Below are 15094 nucleotides of genomic sequence, written 5' to 3'. Positions count from 1 at the left end.
CGATGAGTATCAAGGCACTCGGCTATATGCGCATCGAGGCCACCGATATGGCGGCCTGGCGCGAATACGGCCTGAAGGTGCTCGGCATGATGGAGGGCAGCGGGAACAACCCCGACGCGCTCTACCTGCGGATGGATGATTTCGCCGCCCGGCTCGTGATCGTGCCCGGCGAGAAGGACCGGCTGCTGGTCTCGGGCTGGGAGGTCACCGACGGGCCCGCGCTGCAGCGGCTGCGGGAGACCCTGGAGAAGAACGGCATCGCGTTCGAGGAGGGCACCAAAGCGGAGCTCGACGAGCGTCGCGTGGAGGGGATGATCCGGTTCCAGGACCCCTCCGAGAACACCCTCGAGGCGTTCTACGGCGCGCAGTACCTCGGACGCCGGTTCGTCAGCCCGTACGGGCACAAGTTCGTCACCGCCGAACAGGGCCTCGGCCATGTGGTGCTGACCTGCTCCGACGATGCCGCCGCGCAGGCGTTCTACCAGGACATCCTGGGCTTCCGGCTGCGTGACTCGATGCGGCTGCCGCCCCAGCTGGTGGGCCGCCCGGAGGACGGGGACCCGGCCTGGCTGCGGTTCTACGGCTGCAACCCGCGCCATCACGCGCTGGCGTTCATGCCGCTGCCCAACCCGACCGGCATCGTCCACCTCATGGTCGAGGTGGAGAACTCCGATGATGTCGGCCTGTGCCTGGACCGGGCCATGCGCAAGAAGGTGAAGATGTCGGCCACGCTCGGCCGGCATATCAACGACAAGATGCTGTCGTTCTATATGAAGACCCCCGGCGGATTCGATGTCGAATTCGGCTGTGAGGGATTGGAAGTCGACGACCACAGCTGGATCGCCCGGGAATCGACCGCGGTGAGCCTGTGGGGCCACGATTTCTCGGTGGGTTTCAAGTGATCTCCGGCCGGGCCCGGTGCGATACTCGCACCGGGCCCGGCTGAATCCGGCGGTCCGCCGCCGGCAGCTCCAGAACGAGGCGAGGACGGTATGAACGTGACGGCACCAGCGGATCCGGCCGACGGCACGGGCGAAGCGGCCGAGGACCAGGCCACCATCGATCCCCGGCAGTTCCGCAATATCCTCGGGCAGTTCTGCACCGGTATCACCGTCATCACCACCTTCACCGACGGCGAAACCCCCATCGGTTTCGCCTGCCAGTCGTTCGCGGCCCTCTCCCTGGACCCGCCGCTGGTGCTGTTCTGCCCCACCAAGGGGTCGCGTTCCTGGGCCGCCATCGAGGCGAACGGGCGTTTCTGCGTGAACGTCCTCGCCGAGGAGCAGCAGCCGGTGTGCGCGAAATTCGGTTCCCGCGAACCGGACAAGTTCGCCGGAACCGACTGGCACACCTCCGCACTCGGCCTGCCCCGGCTGGACAACTCGCTGGCGACCATCGAATGCCGGGTGGACAGCGTGGTGGACGGCGGCGACCACTTCATCGTGATCGGCCGCGTCCTGGCCATGGAGGAGACCGCCGCGACCACCAACGGCCGCCCGCTGCTGTTCTACCGCGGCCAGTACACCGCCATCGAACCGGAGAAGACCACCCCGGCCCCCTGGCGCGCCGATCTGGACCACTTCCTCACCACCACGACCCTCGACACCTGGTTGTAGCGCGTCGGTATCAGCGCCGGTTCCCCGCCAGTTCTTCGGTGATCCTTTCCATTCCCTCGCCCGCCCGGCCGTCGGCGATCTGCCGGTCGATCAGGTTCTTGATCGGCCCGACGATATCGAGGGCCACGCCCGCGTCGCGGCTGGCACGGACGATGGCGTCGAAGGCGGGTTTGTGGAATGTCGCGGGCTGGATGTCGTCGGCGTAGTCGCCGCTGTCGATCACCGCGGCCAGAGCCGGGAGCAATCCCGCCATGGCGGTGACGTACGCCGCCGCCCGGGGTGCGAAATCCGACGCGGCCACACCGGCCGAACGCACCATGGCCGCACCGTGGAAGAAACCGGTGAACATGGCGTACATACCGGCCAGCAGGGCGAAATCGTAGAGTGCGGCGGTTCCGGCGTCGGCGCCGAAATATTCCGCCGAGCCGAGCTTCTCGAGGTCGCCGCGGAATCGGTCGAAAACAGGCGCCGACCCGCTGTACAGGATCGAGGCACCGGGCGTACCGATCATGGGCGGCACCGCCATGATGCCGCCGTCGACGAAATCGATACCGTGGGCGGCGGCCCAGGCGGCGAGCTCGCGGGAATCCTCCGGGGCGGTGCTGGTCAGATTGATCAGGGCCTTGCCGCGTAACTCCGCGGCCACGGGATCGAGAACCGAGTGCACGGAGGCGTGGTCGCCGAGCACGGCGATCACGAGATCGGCGGACTCGATCGCCGTGGCGGGATCGGCTCCGGCGACGGCGCCGAGGCCGAGGAGACCCGCGTCCTTTCCGGGGGTCCGGTTCCACACGGTGGTGGGCGTCCCCGACTTCACCAGCGTGGTCGCGATGGCTCGTCCCATCGGGCCGAGACCCAGCACGGCCACGCTCGTCTGTTCGTTCGCGGTCATATCCGATTACTCCTTGCCGAGAGGAATCCGCTGTTCCGGTCGCCGCGGTCGAAGCGGGACGAAGCGGCGGATCCGGTGAACGGGGGGCGCGCCGTTATCCACATTCGTCAACAGGAGATGCCGGGACAAGTACCCACTATTCGGTGCGATACTGACCTACAGGTATGTGAGCAGCTGGAGCGTGCGGGATGGGCGAGAAGCGATTCGGACCGGGTCCGCACCGGGTGACCGGGTGACTCACCAGACGAACGGCGTGGCGCGGAATTCCGCGATACTCATATCGCGGCGGCGGCGTACCAGATTGCGCAGAGTGCCGGCGTTGAGATAACCGACCCGGGACGCCACCGCCTCCAGCGGGAGCGTGGTGGTGCGCAGCAGCAGCGCGGCGTGTTCGAGCCGGATGTCGTGGACCAGATCGCGTGGCGACATACCCAGTTCGGATTGGGTGGCCCGCTGCAGACTCCGCTCGGTGATACCCAGTTCGCGCGCCGCGTCCGCGATCCGGAACTGGTCCCCGATATGGCCTCTGACCCAGCGTTCGAAATCCGCGATGAGCGGGTTGCCCAGCGCCATCACCTCGGGGACGATATGCCCGGCCTGCGAACGGCCCCGGCCCAGCACCAGGTAGCGCGCGGTTTTCTCGGCCAGCGCCGGACTCACCCGGTAGACCAGCGAGACGGCCAGATCCACATGCGACAGATACGCGCCGGCGGTGGTGACCGCCGGGGTGCGGCACAGGGTGAGTCCTTCGTCGAGGGCGACCGCGGGATAGCGCTTCCGGAAGGCCGGTCCCAGCCACCAGCTCGTGGTCGCCGAGAGACCGTCGAGGACACCGGCTTCGGCGAGGAAGAACGTCCCCGCGCAGGCGCCCGCGATATGCACGCCCCGCGAGCGATCGGTACCGATCCGGTCCAGGATCGGTGTGTTCTCCGGCGCCGAGATCCGCTCGACGAGTTCGGACGCGTCGAGCACGTGGAGAGCCGGCACGATCAGTTCGCCCGGAAACGCGCGGTCGCCGGACGTATCCGGCAGCTCGCCGAGGGGGACGGTGGGAATCGTGTAGCCGTTTCCCGACCGGACGCTCGAACCCTGCGAGACAGTGCGGACCTGCCAGGCGGGCGGCACGGTCGCGAGCGTATCCCGGAGGGCATTGGCCAGCGTGAAGGTTTCCAGTACCGCGGCCAGTCCCAGGTCCGCGACACCGTCCGTCACGAGAACAGCGACATCCATGTCGGGAATGGTACTGAATATGTCGTATCCGACACTTCAGTAGGGCACCCGTCGGGCCTTACGGTCATTTCATCCGCTCGACCCGAGCCGGCCGGCCGGTCCGCACGGCGAACCCCGACGCCGCGGAGCCGCAGCTATCCGATTCGCCGACCACCACACCTTCGCGGTGGGTCGCGAACCGTCACAACCGAAGGCTCACCCATGAACAGCCGCACCCTTCTCGACCCCGACGCTCTGCCGCCGTATCCGCGATTGTGGGCGCGCTGGACAGCGGTGGCGGCCGCGTCCGGCGCGACCGGCGACGAGTGGGGACCCCGGGTGCTGCCCCGGCTCGCCTGGTACGACAACGGTCGCGGCGGCGGGTCCGTGCTGCGGGCCCTGCCGGGCGGAAAGGCGGCGTGGTGGGGTGAGATCGCGACCGGGAGCGCCCCGGATTCGCCGGTGATCCCCTTCGGCTACTGGTGGCAATCCGGACGCTGGCAGCTGTCCGAACCCCTGCCGCTCGCGTATCGCGCGGCGGCGGTCCCGCGCGTCTGGAGCACCGGTGACACCGTGGACGCGGTCACGGATCTGCTGAACGACGAGCGGCGGCGCGCGACGGCGGCGATGCTGGTGTACGCCGCGGAGTCGGGGTCGGTGAGCCCGGAGCTGGTCGCGGAGGTCTTCGGGGCTCCCGGAACGGATCCGGCGGCCGCGGCGGAGCAGTTCACCCTGGGCGGCCTGCTCGCCGGTCCGCGCCGGTCGCGGCGCGAACCGGCGCGGACCCGTCCCGGCCCGGGCGGCGACACCCGGCCGGTGGACGGGGTGTGCGAGGCGGGCGGTCTCATACCGGCGCGGCGGTGAATCCCGCGCCCGCGCGCGCGATCACCTCGTCGAGCACCTCGCGGGAGCGGCGCAGGTCGGCGATCATCCGGTCGATCCGGTCCCGCTCGACCTCCAGCTCACGCACCAGCCCGGGGGTCGCCGCTTCGTCCGCGCCGCCGTCGGTATCGCGCAGGCAGGGCAGGATCTCCACGATCTTCTTGCTGCAGAGTCCGGCCGCGAACAATTCCTGGATGTGGATGACCCGGTCCACCGCCTGCTCCGGATAGTCGCGGTGACCGCCCGGAGTCCGGCCGGCCGCGAGGAGCCGCTGCTCCTCGTAGTAACGCAGCGACCGTTCGCTGACGCCGGTCCGCTGTGCCAGCTCACCGATTCGCATTCTCGCCTCGCGATCCCACAGGACTTGAACTTCACATCAATGTCAGGTCTTACCTTCTCGGCATGACAACCACCGCGCCCCGCGTTCTATTCACACCCACCCGCCTGGCCGGGCTCGAACTGCCACATCGCCTGGTCATGGCGCCGTTGACCCGCAACCGCGCCGAATCCGACGGGACCCCGTCCGAACTGATGGCGACCTACTACGCGCAGCGGGCCGGAGCGGGACTGATCATCGCCGAGGCGGCCACGCCGAACCGGGTCGGGCAGACCTACGCCGATATTCCCGGTATCCACCGGGACGAGCACATCGCCGGCTGGCGTCGCGTCACCGAGGCCGTCCACGCCGCCGGTGGCCGGATGTTCCTGCAGCTCCAGCACGGCGGCCGGGTCGGCCATCCCGACAACAGCGGACTGGTGCCGGTGGCGCCGTCGCCGATCCCGCTGCCCGATACGGTGCACACCCCGTCGGGTCATCGGCCGGCCGTCACCCCGCGCGAACTCACGACCGCCGAGATCGGCGCGACCGTCGCCGATTTCGTGACCGCGGCGCGAAACGCGATCGCGGCCGGGTTCGCGGGGGTGGAGGTACACAGCGCCAACGGCTACCTGCTGCACCAATTCCTGGCCCAGAACACCAACCGGCGGACCGACTCCTACGGCGGCCCGGTGGCGAACCGCATCCGTTTCACGGTGGAGGTCGTGACGGCGGTGGCGGCCGCCATCGGACCCGAGCGCGTAGGACTTCGTATCTCTCCGGCGAATCCGGTCAACGGCATCGCCGAGGGCGATACCGCGGCCATCTACCCGGCACTGGCCACCGCGCTGGCCGGTCTCGGGCTCGCGTACCTGCATATCGTCCGGATCGACGCGGACGATCCGCTGCTGCGTGAGCTGCGCGGGCGCTGGCCGGGCAGTCTGATCGCCAACCCCGCGCGGGCGGGCGACAGCCGCGATCCCCGTGCCATCGAACAGGAGGCCGTCCGCCTCCTGGACGCGGGCGCCGATCAGATCGCCCTCGGCCGCGCCTTTCTGGCCAACCCGGATCTGGTGGAACGTCTCCGTATCGGCGCTCAGCTCAATCCGATACGCGATACGCACCTCATGTACGTGGGCGGCGCCGAGGGCTATACCGATTACCCCACCCTCGCCGAGGCCGCCGCGCCGCGGGAGGCCGCGTCCTGAGAGCGACCGTCCCGCGGCCATATCCGGGTGAGTGCGCGGGCCGCCACGCCGGGGACCGCCGATACGCACGGCCGGATCCGCTCATTCGAGGTGGGCGATGGCGTCCCGGTAGCGTCGTCCCAGGGTGCGGATGTGGTCGACGAGTTCGGGTGGACCGTCGATCCGGAAGTCCATCATGAGCATGCTCAGATAGATGGCGATGGTCTCCATCGCGTCCGCCCCGGTGAGCAGCAGGCACGAGTTCTCGTCGACCGGTTCCACCACGCCGACCGCGGGATTGATACGGGCGATCACGGTTTCGGCGGGCGCGAGCACGGTGACCCGGGCGTGTACCCGCCAACCCGTCGACGCCACCTCACGGAGCACGAAGGCGACCAGATCGCTGTCGGGCGGAGTACGGCCCGCGAAGCGGCGGGTGCCCGGCACGACCCGGCCCACCCGCGCGACCGGAAACGCGCGCCAGCTGTGCCCGTCGAGGTCGTATCCGACCAGGTACCAACGCCGCTGCCAGCTCACCAGCCGGCAGGGCTCCACCTGCCGATCGTCGAGTTCGACGACTCGCGCCGCCCGGACCGCCGCCGCGATGGTCGCCAGCGTTTCCGCGGGTACGGGTGCGTCGGGTTCCCGGGAGCCAATGGTGGCCGGACCCACCGCGGTGGCCTCGCGCAGCGCGTTCACGGTGCGCTGCAGACGTTTCGGCAGGATCCTCTCGAGTTTGGCCAGCGCGCGGGTGACGCTGTGATCGATATCGGCGATCCCGGTGGACCCGTCCTCGGCCAGCCCCATCGCCACCGCGACCGCGATGGCCTCGTCGTCGTCGAGCACCAGGGGCGGCATGGTGGCGCCCTGCCCGAGCCGGTAGCCGCCGACCGGGCCGCGGGTGCCGTGCACCGGATAGCCGAGTTCGCGCAGCCGGGCGATGTCCTGACGCAGGGTCCGGTCGGTGACGCCGAGCCGCCGAGCCAGCTCCGGTCCGGTGTACCCGCGGTCCTGGAGCAGAGACAGCAGACGTAGCACCCGGGTTGTGGTGGAGGTCACATAATCCTCCTTCGCGGTGAAGTTCTGATCAGGAAGAAAACGAGCCTAATAGCGCCATAGTCTGAGTTCAACGCCGGAAACGACCGAGAGGCAAGACAATGGACACCACCACTCCCGAAATCACCACCCAGCTCGCGCCGGTCTGGCGGGAGGTCGTCGCCTCCGCGCACGAGGCGCTCCGTTCGGTCGTCGCGCGGGTCGAGCCGGACCAGTGGCAGCTGGAGACCCCGTGCGCGGAATGGAACGTCGCGCAGGTCGCCGAGCACGCCGCCGGCGATCAGCGCGCCTTCGCGGCCGCGCTCGGGCTGGGTACCGGCCCCGACTACGACCCCTTCTCGCCCTCCGGAACCCTCGCCGACGGCCCCGTCGCACTGGTCGCGGCGGCCCTCGAGGAGACGGCCACCGCCTGGGCGACGGTCACCGACGACACCGAGAACGTGCCCACCCCGCTGCCCTTCGGCCCGCTGCCCACCCCGGTCGCCGCGGTCCTCTGCGCCCTGGACGCGGCCGTGCACGCCTGGGATATCGCGATCGCCACCGGCCAGGAGTCGCCGCTGACCGATGAGCTGTCGGCGCCGATCCTCGCCGCCGCCCGGGGCCGGATCGAACCGCTGCGCGATTGGGGCGCCTACGGCCCGGTCGTCGCGGGCGAGGGGTCCGATACCGACCGGCTCCTGCGCTACCTGGGTCGCCGGCCCCGCGCGTGATCACGCACGGCTCGCTCGCATCGACGGTGGGCGAGCCGGGCGGGTCTACTCCCCCGGTGTTTTCCGCGCTCCGGGCGAGCCTTCCGCGACGACCGTCTCCCCCGCCGCGTTCCGGCCGGCCCGCCGGCCGGAGAACACGCAGTCCGATAGCGACAGGCCGCTGACGTAGGAGTTCACGCAGATACCCGCGGCCGTCCGGCCCGCCGCGTACAGGCCGGGGATCACACCGCCCCCGGCGGCGCGGACCGCTCCGGTCTGCTCGTCGACGGCGAGACCGCCGACGGTGAACATCGGGCACGGATTGGTCAGGCTCGGTTTGATGGAGACATCGAGCATCCAGTACGGACCCGCGCCCACCGGGCGGACGTATTCCGCCGGTTTGCCCACCGGGTCGGGTGCGCCGGTGGCGTAGGCGGAGTTGTGCTCGGCGACCGTCTCGCGCAGCCCCACCGGGTCGACCCCGGCGGCGGCCGCCACCTGATCGAGTGTCCTGCCCCTCTTGGCCTTGCGCCGCATCACCTCGAACTGCATCCGCTGGAACCAGGCCGCCTGCGGGCCGATCTGGGAGATCGCGGTACGCATGAGCGCATCGTCTGCCAGCAGCCAGCCGATACCGTCGTGCCGGTTGATGAGGGCGTCGCCGACCGCCGCGCCGTAGCGGGTCTCGTCGATGACGCGCTGTCCCTTGCCGTCGACCAGCATCGCCCCGGCGAACGAGCTCGGCGGGAGCAGGAACCGCCAGGCCGACACATTGCTCATCCGGTCGGTCGCGGCGCCGACACCGCGCCCCAGTTCGATCCCGCTGCCGTCGTCACCGGAGCTGCCCAGGGCCAGGCCGTTCTTGTAGGCGGGGGCGTAGGCGTGCAGCATTTCGCGGTTGGCGATGAAACCGCCCGCGGTCAGCACCACCCCGCGCCGGGCGAGAACCCGGATGGTGGTCGCGTACCGGCGGTCCAGCCGGGCCAGTTGCTTCTCCAGGGCGCGGCGCAGCGGCGGGTAGTAGATGCCCGGTTTGGCGGCGATCGCGGCCATCCGCGTATAACGGCTCTTGACGCGCGCGGGCGCGTCGCGCAGCGTCCGGCATTCGACTCCGACGACCGCACCGGCGCCGTCGGTGATGAGCGAGGTCGCGGTGGTCAGCGTTTCCACCCGCACACCGCGCTCGGCCGCCGAGCGGGCCAGCGGCGCGAACAGTTTCTTGCCGGAGGTTCCCCAGCCTTTGACGCGGTGACCGCGCTGGGCCGGGGTGATATCGGCGAAGGCGCCGGAGATCTCGCTGCCGGAGTAGTACAGGTAGTAGTCGTTGTTCGGATACGAGGTCTTGTACGGGCACAGCGATGCCTCGAACGGCACTCCGTGCCCGGTCAGCCAGTCGATCATGGCGGGACTGTCGTCGACGAAGCGGCGCAGGGTCGCCGGGGAGACGGCATCACCGACCTCACGTTCGAGGTAGGCCAGCATCAGTTCCGGGGTGTCCTCCACCCCACCCGCGCGCTGCACCCAGGTGCCGCCGCCCGCGTAGATGATGCCGCCGGACAGCGCGGTGGCGCCGCCGCCGGTGAAACGATCCAGCACCAGGACCTGGGCCCCGTCTTCGGTGGCCTGCAATGCGGTGGCCGCACCGGCCGCGCCGTACCCCACGACCACGACATCCGCGGTGAGGTCCCATTCCTGCGTCATCTATCAACTCCACCAGAAACTGAAACGAGTTTCCCTGCTGTTTACGCTGCGGATCAAGTCTTCTGCCAGACAACATAGACCTACAGCGGCTTCATTCTATAACGTGTTCTACATGAACGATCGGGAATACGATGTGGTGGTGGTCGGCAGCGGCGCCGCCGGGATGACCGCCGCCCTCACCGCCGCGCACAACGGGCTGAGTGTGGTGATCCTGGAGAAGGCTCCCTACTACGGTGGATCGACCGCGCGCTCGGGCGGCGGGGTGTGGATCCCCGGCAACAAGGCCCTGCGCGATTCCGGCGGTCCCGACGACCGCGAGGAAGCGCGCCGGTACCTGCACAGCATCATCGGCGACGTAGTGCCCGCGGAACGGATCGATACCTATATCGACCGCGGCGCGGAGGCGATGGATTTCGTCCTCGCGCATTCGCCGCTGAAGATGGAATGGGTCAAGGGCTACTCCGACTACTACCCCGAGGCCCCCGGTGGCCGCGCGGGCGGGCGGTCCTGTGAACCCAAACCGTTCAACGCCAAAATCCTCGGCGAAGAGCGGTTCAACATCCATCCGCCCTATTCGAAGGCCCCGCTGAATGTGGCGGTCACCCAGGCCGATTTCGTCCGGCTGAACCTGATCCGCCGCCATCCCAAGGGCGTACTGCGGGCACTGCGGGTCGGGGTGCGCACCTACTGGGCCAAGTTCACCAACAAACACCTGATGGTGATGGGCCAGGCCGTGATCGCCGGGATGCGCAAAGGCCTGATGGACGCGAACGTGCCCCTGCTGCTCGATACCCCGATGACCAAACTGGTCGTTACCGACGGCAAGGTCACCGGCGTCGAGGCCACCCACAACGGCGAAACCGTCACCTTCACCGCCCGCCACGGCGTGATCCTGGGCAGCGGCGGATTCGAGCACAACGCGGAGATGCGGGCCAAGTACCAGCGTGAGCCGATCACCACTGAGTGGACAACCGGCGCCGCCACCAATACCGGCGATGGCATCGTCGCGGGTATGGACGCGGGCGCCGCTATCGGCTTCATGGAGGACGCCTGGTGGGGTCCGACGATCTTCAAGGGCGGTAAGCCCTGGTTCGCGCTGTCCGAGCGTAATCTGCCCGGATCGATCATGATCAACACCCGGGGCGAGCGGTTCGGCAACGAATCCGCCCCCTACGTCGAGGCCGTGCACACCATGTACGGCGGCGAGTACGGGCAGGGCGAGGGGCCGGGCGAGAACATCCCCACCTGGCTCGTCTTCGACCAGCGGTACCGCAACCGCTATATGTTCGCCAGCCTGCAGCCGGGCCTGAAGTTCCCGTCGCGCTGGATGGAGAACGACCTCATCGTCAAGGCCGCGACCCTGGACGAACTGGCCGAGAAGATCGGCGTTCCCGCCGATAAGCTCGCCGCCACGGTCGAGCGGTTCAACGGGTTCGCCGAAACCGGCAAGGACGAGGACTACGGCCGCGGCGACAGCCAGTACGACCGCTACTACGGCGACCCGACCGTCAAACCGAATCCGTGCCTCGCCTCGCTGGTCCAGGGTCCGTACTACGCGGCCAAGATGGTGCCGGGCGATCTCGGCACCAAGGGCGGCCTGGTCGCCGATACCGCCGCCCGGGTCCTGCGCGAGGACGGGACCCCGATCGACGGTCTCTACGCGTCCGGCAATGTCTCGACCCCGGTGATGGGCCACACCTACGCGGGCCCCGGCGCCACCATCGGACCCGCGATCGCCTTCGGCTATCTCGCGGTCCACGACATCATCGACCGCAAGAAGACCGCGGCCTGAGCCGCCGGCGAGGAGATCCGTATGCCGATCGATCCGAAAGTCGCTCTGGGAGCCGAGCTCCCGAGCAAGGAATTCTCCTGGACCGCCTCCGACGTCCAGCTCTACCACCTGGGTATCGGCGCCGGTCACCGCTGGACCGACCCCGCCGAACTGCGCTACCTCGACGACCGGGAACCGCAGGTACTGCCCACCTTCGCCACGGTCGCGCACACCCTGCGTGATACCGACCCGCCGAAGGTGAAGTTCCCCGGTGTCGATATCGACCTGGCGAAGGTGGTGCACGGTTCCCAGGAGGTGCAGGTGCACCGGCCGCTGCCCGCCTCGGGTAAAGCGACCCGCACCGGCCGTATCAGCGAACTGTGGGACAAGGGCTCCAACGCGGTGATCGTGCAGGAGTTCACCGTCACCGGTTCCGACGGCGAAGCACTGTGGACCGAACGGTCCTCCATCTTCGCCCGCGGCGAAGGCGGTTTCGGCGGCGAGCGCGGTCCGAGCAGCAAGGCCGATCTCCCCGAACGGGATCCGGATTTCGACGTCACCACCGCGACCCTCCCGCAGCAGGCCCTGCTCTACCGCCTCTGCGGCGACCGCAACCCGCTGCACTCCGATCCGGAGTTCGCGAAGGGGGCCGGTTTCCCCGCGCCGATCCTGCACGGCCTGTGCACCTACGGGATCATCTGCAAAACCGCCACCGATACGGTGCTGGATTCGGTGGCCGGCAAGGTGACCGGATTCAAGGCGCGTTTCGCCGGGGTGCTGTTCCCCGGGGAGACGCTGCGGTCGCGGATCTGGCGGGAACCGGGCCGGCTGACCATCAGCGCGACCGCGGTCGACCGCGAGAACGCGCCCGTACTCGGCGATGTGGTCCTCACCTTCGCCGACTGAGCGATGCCCGCAGTGTGGCCGGCGACCTCACCGGAGGTCGCCGGCCACATGGCGTTTCCGTCAGCTGATCGTCCCGGGTGGCGCGATCCATTGCGCCGGCTGACCGGTGACCTCGGCGACAGTTTCGAAATCGCGATCGTAGTGCAGAATTGTCAAGCTGTTCGCCTCCGCTGTCACCGCGATGGCGAGATCCGCGACCCCCGCGCTGCGGTGCCACCCCCGTTCGGTCAGCAGTTGTTGCACCTGGTGTGCTCGCGACCAGAGTTTGTCCGGAGTGACCGCCCACCCGAACAACTCCCCGAGCAGCTCCCTCTTCCGTAGCCGATCCCCCAGGGACTGCGCCCCGAACAAGAGTTCCAGCTCAACGACATCGCACGTTGCGACAACTCCCGCGGCGAAAGTCTCATGCCAGGTCTTGCGCAGCGCCGGATCACGCATTACCCGAACCGCAGCAGAGGTGTCGATCAGGTAGCTGATCACCGCCGGTATTCGGACTTGTTCAGCAGGACATCGAAATCGCCCCGCTCTGCCATCTCCCCGAGTTCGTTCAGCGCCTTGACTCTTTTGAGTCGCTTGGCGACCTCGATGAGAGCGGCGTTGACCGTATCCTTCTTGGTGCCGGTCCCCAGCAGTCGCTGTGCTTCGGCGAGAGCCTCGTCATCGACATCTATGAGTAGTTTGGACATCCGCCCTCCATATATTCGAAATATCCACTTCCAATATATCGGATATCTCAACTGGTGGCGGTACCGGCGCGCGACTCCGGCGGGTCCGACGTGGCCACCGCCGCCGGCGCCCGGTTGCCCCGGATGCGGTCGGCCCAGCGGATCGCGGAGGTCGCGCCGGCCGAGACGACGACCAGCACCAGCAGTGGCACCAAGTAGACGACCGGAGTCGGCACCGACCGGGTCGAGGCGGTCTCCCGGACATCACCGGTCGCGGGTCGCGGACCGTCCGCGACCCTGCGCACCGGATCGTCGGGTGCGACAGCCGACGGGGGCGGCACCGGGGCGAGCACGATCGGCGGGCCGCCGGGCACCGGCAGGGCGAGCGGCGGAGCGGGCCGCGGTGGGGGTACGCGGTGCAGGGCCAGATCCGTCGCCACCGCCGTGAACCAGCCCAGGATCAGACCGGTCGCGGAGCGCCCGTCCGAGGTGAACACGGCGTTCGGGTAGTCGACGTGACGGCGCACGGTATCGGCGTAGCGCAACCACTGTGCGGGGTCGAGGAGCTCGGCGTTGTCCGCGCTCAGGGCGCCGAGGGAGTCGAAGGTCTTGGATACGAGGTTGAACGCCGTCCGCTTCGGTATCGGGCGCTCGACCGCGGTGACCAGCGCATCCGCGGTCCGATGCAATCCGGACAGCGGGTCGGGCGCCGTGGCGATCGCGGCGACCTCGACGGGGGTCAGCGCGACGCCGACGATCGCCAGCAGCGTGTTGAGCGCGCTGGTCCCCAGTTTGAACAGCGCCTGCCGGGCCTCCGGCTCCCCGCCGGACCGGGGATCGGCGGCTTCGGCCAGCCGGACGCTCAGCGGTTTCTCCGGGGTCAGCGACAGCGTTCCGAGGGAATAGCCGTTCAGGTCGTGGTTGACGACGCTGGTCGCGGTGCGCGAGAGGGTGGCCGAGAAGGCATCCGAGATCGAGGTGAGCGCGGCGAGGGGATCCGACGGAACGAGCTCGGCCTGACCCAGGATGTTGACGATCATATGCAGCAGCGGCACATCCGGCGGCGCGTCACAGGCGAGGTCGCCGGGCAGGCACAGCGAGGCCACCCGGCCGGTGAGCGCACCGAAATCCGCGGCGATATCGCTCAGCGGACCGATACCGCCGCCGGGCATAGCGCGTTGCGAGAACCCGGGCACGGTACCCAGTTCCGCACCCGTGGTCCCCGGCGCCGGATCGGGCCGGTCGCGACCCGGCAGACCGGGCAGGACCGGGGCGCCCGGCGCGCGAGTGGGGTCGGCGAGCAGTGCCACCGCCGCCACCCGGTCCGCCGGAACGGCAGAGCCGCCCGCACCCACTTCACGCGCGAACATGGACACCACATGGGCGCCCTGCGAGTAGCCGATCAGGCCGAGCTGGGTGCGTGGACAGCGTTCGAGGACATCGGTCGCCATATCCCGCAACTGTCCCAGCCCTTCGGCCGCCGACGCGGAATAGGGCACCAGGGCGCCCGGCAGAGCACCGCCGAATGCCGCGGGATAGGGCACATACGCCTGCCCCACCCGCTGCCCGAGTGCCTCGGTCAGGGGATCCAGCACCGTTGCCAGCAATCCCGTGACCGCCGCACCCGCGGCGGAGGCGGCCGATGATTCACCGGTGCCCTCCACTCCGAGCACGAAAAGACTGTGGCATTCGCCGGACGCGGCACCGGCGGAGGGGTTTTCCTGAGCGATCGCGATCGACGGCCCGGCGGCGACCGTGAAAACGGATAGCGCCGACAGCACGACGATTCCGCGGAGTACTCGATTCCCCAGCGTTCGGGCACACTTCATCCGGACCTCCGAACGGAACGCCGCGCGCGAGCCCCGGCGGCGACCGATGACGTGTTCTGCGGGTGGCGTTACGGAATCAGGAGCCCGATAACGAAGTCCAAGACCGCGCCGACCACCTGTCCGACGGTGCTGATGAGCATTCGTTTACTCCTCACCCACAGGGAATTCGCCGACGCGAGAAATCAGATCGCCGACCGTTTCGGAAAAACAGAAAGACGACACCTACCCGCCTCGCCAACAAGGCGCAGGCCGTGCGAGGCGGGTAAGGCCATAGTGCAACTACCGAGAAAACAACGTTTGCCCCCGACGGGGATCACGAGCTACCTCGGGTCGAGATCACGAGCTCAGAGCAGGATGCCGATCAGGCCGGTGAGC

15 protein-coding genes are annotated in these 15094 nt (G+C 68.9%); 7 read left to right on the top strand and 8 right to left on the bottom strand.

Annotation, left to right across the window (positions count from 1 at the left end):
* Positions 1-2 precede the first annotated feature (2 nt).
* Positions 3-902, top strand: a complete 900-nt coding sequence (gene hsaC / locus ACZ6SF_RS30300; RefSeq protein WP_450003541.1) for an iron-dependent extradiol dioxygenase HsaC — start codon at positions 3-5, stop codon at positions 900-902.
* A gap of 96 nt (positions 903-998) precedes the next feature.
* Positions 999-1616: a 3-hydroxy-9,10-secoandrosta-1,3,5(10)-triene-9,17-dione monooxygenase reductase subunit gene (gene hsaB / locus ACZ6SF_RS30295; protein WP_466066737.1), complete on the top strand. Its 618-nt coding sequence runs from the start codon at positions 999-1001 to the stop codon at positions 1614-1616.
* A 10-nt stretch (positions 1617-1626) separates the two neighbouring features.
* Here hsaB and ACZ6SF_RS30290 read toward each other — a convergent pair whose 3' ends face one another.
* Together ACZ6SF_RS30290 and ACZ6SF_RS30285 are read right to left on the bottom strand one after the other, a co-directional pair.
* Complete coding sequence (locus ACZ6SF_RS30290; protein WP_466066736.1) at positions 1627-2508, bottom strand: NAD(P)-dependent oxidoreductase; 882 nt, start codon at positions 2506-2508, stop codon at positions 1627-1629.
* Positions 2509-2745: 237 nt separating this feature from the next.
* On the bottom strand, positions 2746-3738 hold the full coding sequence (locus ACZ6SF_RS30285; RefSeq protein WP_466066735.1) for a GlxA family transcriptional regulator: 993 nt from the start codon (positions 3736-3738) through the stop codon (positions 2746-2748).
* 201 nt (positions 3739-3939) lie between these two features.
* Here ACZ6SF_RS30285 and ACZ6SF_RS30280 point away from each other — a divergent pair, with 201 nt between their 5' ends.
* On the top strand, positions 3940-4581 hold the full coding sequence (locus tag ACZ6SF_RS30280; protein WP_466066733.1) for a hypothetical protein: 642 nt from the start codon (positions 3940-3942) through the stop codon (positions 4579-4581).
* Here the strand turns inward: ACZ6SF_RS30280 and ACZ6SF_RS30275 are convergent.
* A complete protein-coding gene (locus ACZ6SF_RS30275) occupies positions 4562-4939 on the bottom strand; it encodes a MerR family transcriptional regulator (RefSeq protein WP_466066731.1) in 378 nt (125 codons plus the stop codon). The two genes, ACZ6SF_RS30280 and ACZ6SF_RS30275, sit on opposite strands and share 20 nt — an antisense overlap.
* A 62-nt stretch (positions 4940-5001) precedes the next feature.
* Between ACZ6SF_RS30275 and ACZ6SF_RS30270 the strand changes: the two genes are divergently transcribed.
* Entirely contained in the window at positions 5002-6123 is a 1122-nt protein-coding gene (locus tag ACZ6SF_RS30270; protein WP_466066729.1) for an alkene reductase, read from the top strand.
* Positions 6124-6204: 81 nt separating this feature from the next.
* Here ACZ6SF_RS30270 and ACZ6SF_RS30265 read toward each other — a convergent pair whose 3' ends face one another.
* Positions 6205-7161: a helix-turn-helix transcriptional regulator gene (locus tag ACZ6SF_RS30265; protein WP_466066727.1), complete on the bottom strand. Its 957-nt coding sequence runs from the start codon at positions 7159-7161 to the stop codon at positions 6205-6207.
* 98 nt (positions 7162-7259) lie between these two features.
* Between ACZ6SF_RS30265 and ACZ6SF_RS30260 the strand changes: the two genes are divergently transcribed.
* On the top strand, positions 7260-7868 hold the full coding sequence (locus ACZ6SF_RS30260; RefSeq protein ID WP_466066725.1) for a TIGR03086 family metal-binding protein: 609 nt from the start codon (positions 7260-7262) through the stop codon (positions 7866-7868).
* Between the two features lie 45 nt (positions 7869-7913).
* Here the strand turns inward: ACZ6SF_RS30260 and ACZ6SF_RS30255 are convergent, their stop codons facing one another.
* Positions 7914-9548: an FAD-binding protein gene (locus ACZ6SF_RS30255; protein WP_466066723.1), complete on the bottom strand. Its 1635-nt coding sequence runs from the start codon at positions 9546-9548 to the stop codon at positions 7914-7916.
* Between the two features lie 103 nt (positions 9549-9651).
* Between ACZ6SF_RS30255 and kstD the strand changes: the two genes are divergently transcribed.
* Both kstD and ACZ6SF_RS30245 read left to right on the top strand, forming a co-directional pair.
* The gene (gene kstD / locus ACZ6SF_RS30250; RefSeq protein ID WP_466066721.1) at positions 9652-11340 is read left to right on the top strand and encodes a 3-oxosteroid 1-dehydrogenase; all 1689 of its coding nucleotides are present in this window, start codon (positions 9652-9654) and stop codon (positions 11338-11340) included.
* Positions 11341-11361: 21 nt separating this feature from the next.
* Positions 11362-12225, top strand: coding sequence for a MaoC/PaaZ C-terminal domain-containing protein (locus ACZ6SF_RS30245; RefSeq protein ID WP_466066719.1), 864 nt, complete (start codon positions 11362-11364; stop codon positions 12223-12225).
* 60 nt (positions 12226-12285) lie between these two features.
* On the opposite strand, the gene ACZ6SF_RS30240 is transcribed toward ACZ6SF_RS30245, so the two are convergent.
* The 3 genes from ACZ6SF_RS30240 to ACZ6SF_RS30230 are packed head-to-tail and all read right to left on the bottom strand — an operon-like array spanning position 12286 to position 14719.
* On the bottom strand, positions 12286-12705 hold the full coding sequence (locus ACZ6SF_RS30240; RefSeq protein ID WP_466066717.1) for a PIN domain-containing protein: 420 nt from the start codon (positions 12703-12705) through the stop codon (positions 12286-12288).
* Entirely contained in the window at positions 12702-12911 is a 210-nt protein-coding gene (locus ACZ6SF_RS30235; RefSeq protein WP_466066715.1) for a type II toxin-antitoxin system VapB family antitoxin, read from the bottom strand. Before ACZ6SF_RS30235 ends, ACZ6SF_RS30240 begins: the two co-directional genes overlap by 4 nt.
* Before the next feature lie 47 nt (positions 12912-12958).
* Positions 12959-14719 carry a cutinase family protein gene (locus tag ACZ6SF_RS30230; protein ID WP_466066714.1) on the bottom strand — a complete coding sequence of 587 codons (1761 nt, stop codon included), beginning with the start codon at positions 14717-14719 and terminating at the stop codon, positions 12959-12961.
* Positions 14720-15094 lie beyond the last annotated feature (375 nt).

The organism is Nocardia sp. NPDC049935 (assembly GCF_055586645.1).
The sequence above is the reverse complement of the archived record's forward strand: the minus strand, read 5'-3'. Positions and strand labels throughout refer to the sequence as shown.

Excerpts from the sequence above, each read along its gene's own strand:
- hsaC (WP_450003541.1), top strand. The coding sequence starts at position 3 with ATGAGTATCAAGGCACTCGGCTATATGCGCATCGAGGCCACCGATATG.
- ACZ6SF_RS30290 (WP_466066736.1), bottom strand. The coding sequence starts at position 2,508 with ATGACCGCGAACGAACAGACGAGCGTGGCCGTGCTGGGTCTCGGCCCG.
- ACZ6SF_RS30285 (WP_466066735.1), bottom strand. The coding sequence starts at position 3,738 with ATGGATGTCGCTGTTCTCGTGACGGACGGTGTCGCGGACCTGGGACTG.
- ACZ6SF_RS30280 (WP_466066733.1), top strand. The coding sequence starts at position 3,940 with ATGAACAGCCGCACCCTTCTCGACCCCGACGCTCTGCCGCCGTATCCG.
- ACZ6SF_RS30275 (WP_466066731.1), bottom strand. The coding sequence starts at position 4,939 with ATGCGAATCGGTGAGCTGGCACAGCGGACCGGCGTCAGCGAACGGTCG.
- ACZ6SF_RS30270 (WP_466066729.1), top strand. The coding sequence starts at position 5,002 with ATGACAACCACCGCGCCCCGCGTTCTATTCACACCCACCCGCCTGGCC.
- ACZ6SF_RS30260 (WP_466066725.1), top strand. The coding sequence starts at position 7,260 with ATGGACACCACCACTCCCGAAATCACCACCCAGCTCGCGCCGGTCTGG.
- ACZ6SF_RS30255 (WP_466066723.1), bottom strand. The coding sequence starts at position 9,548 with ATGACGCAGGAATGGGACCTCACCGCGGATGTCGTGGTCGTGGGGTAC.
- ACZ6SF_RS30245 (WP_466066719.1), top strand. The coding sequence starts at position 11,362 with ATGCCGATCGATCCGAAAGTCGCTCTGGGAGCCGAGCTCCCGAGCAAG.
- ACZ6SF_RS30235 (WP_466066715.1), bottom strand. The coding sequence starts at position 12,911 with ATGTCCAAACTACTCATAGATGTCGATGACGAGGCTCTCGCCGAAGCA.
- ACZ6SF_RS30230 (WP_466066714.1), bottom strand. The coding sequence starts at position 14,719 with ATGAAGTGTGCCCGAACGCTGGGGAATCGAGTACTCCGCGGAATCGTC.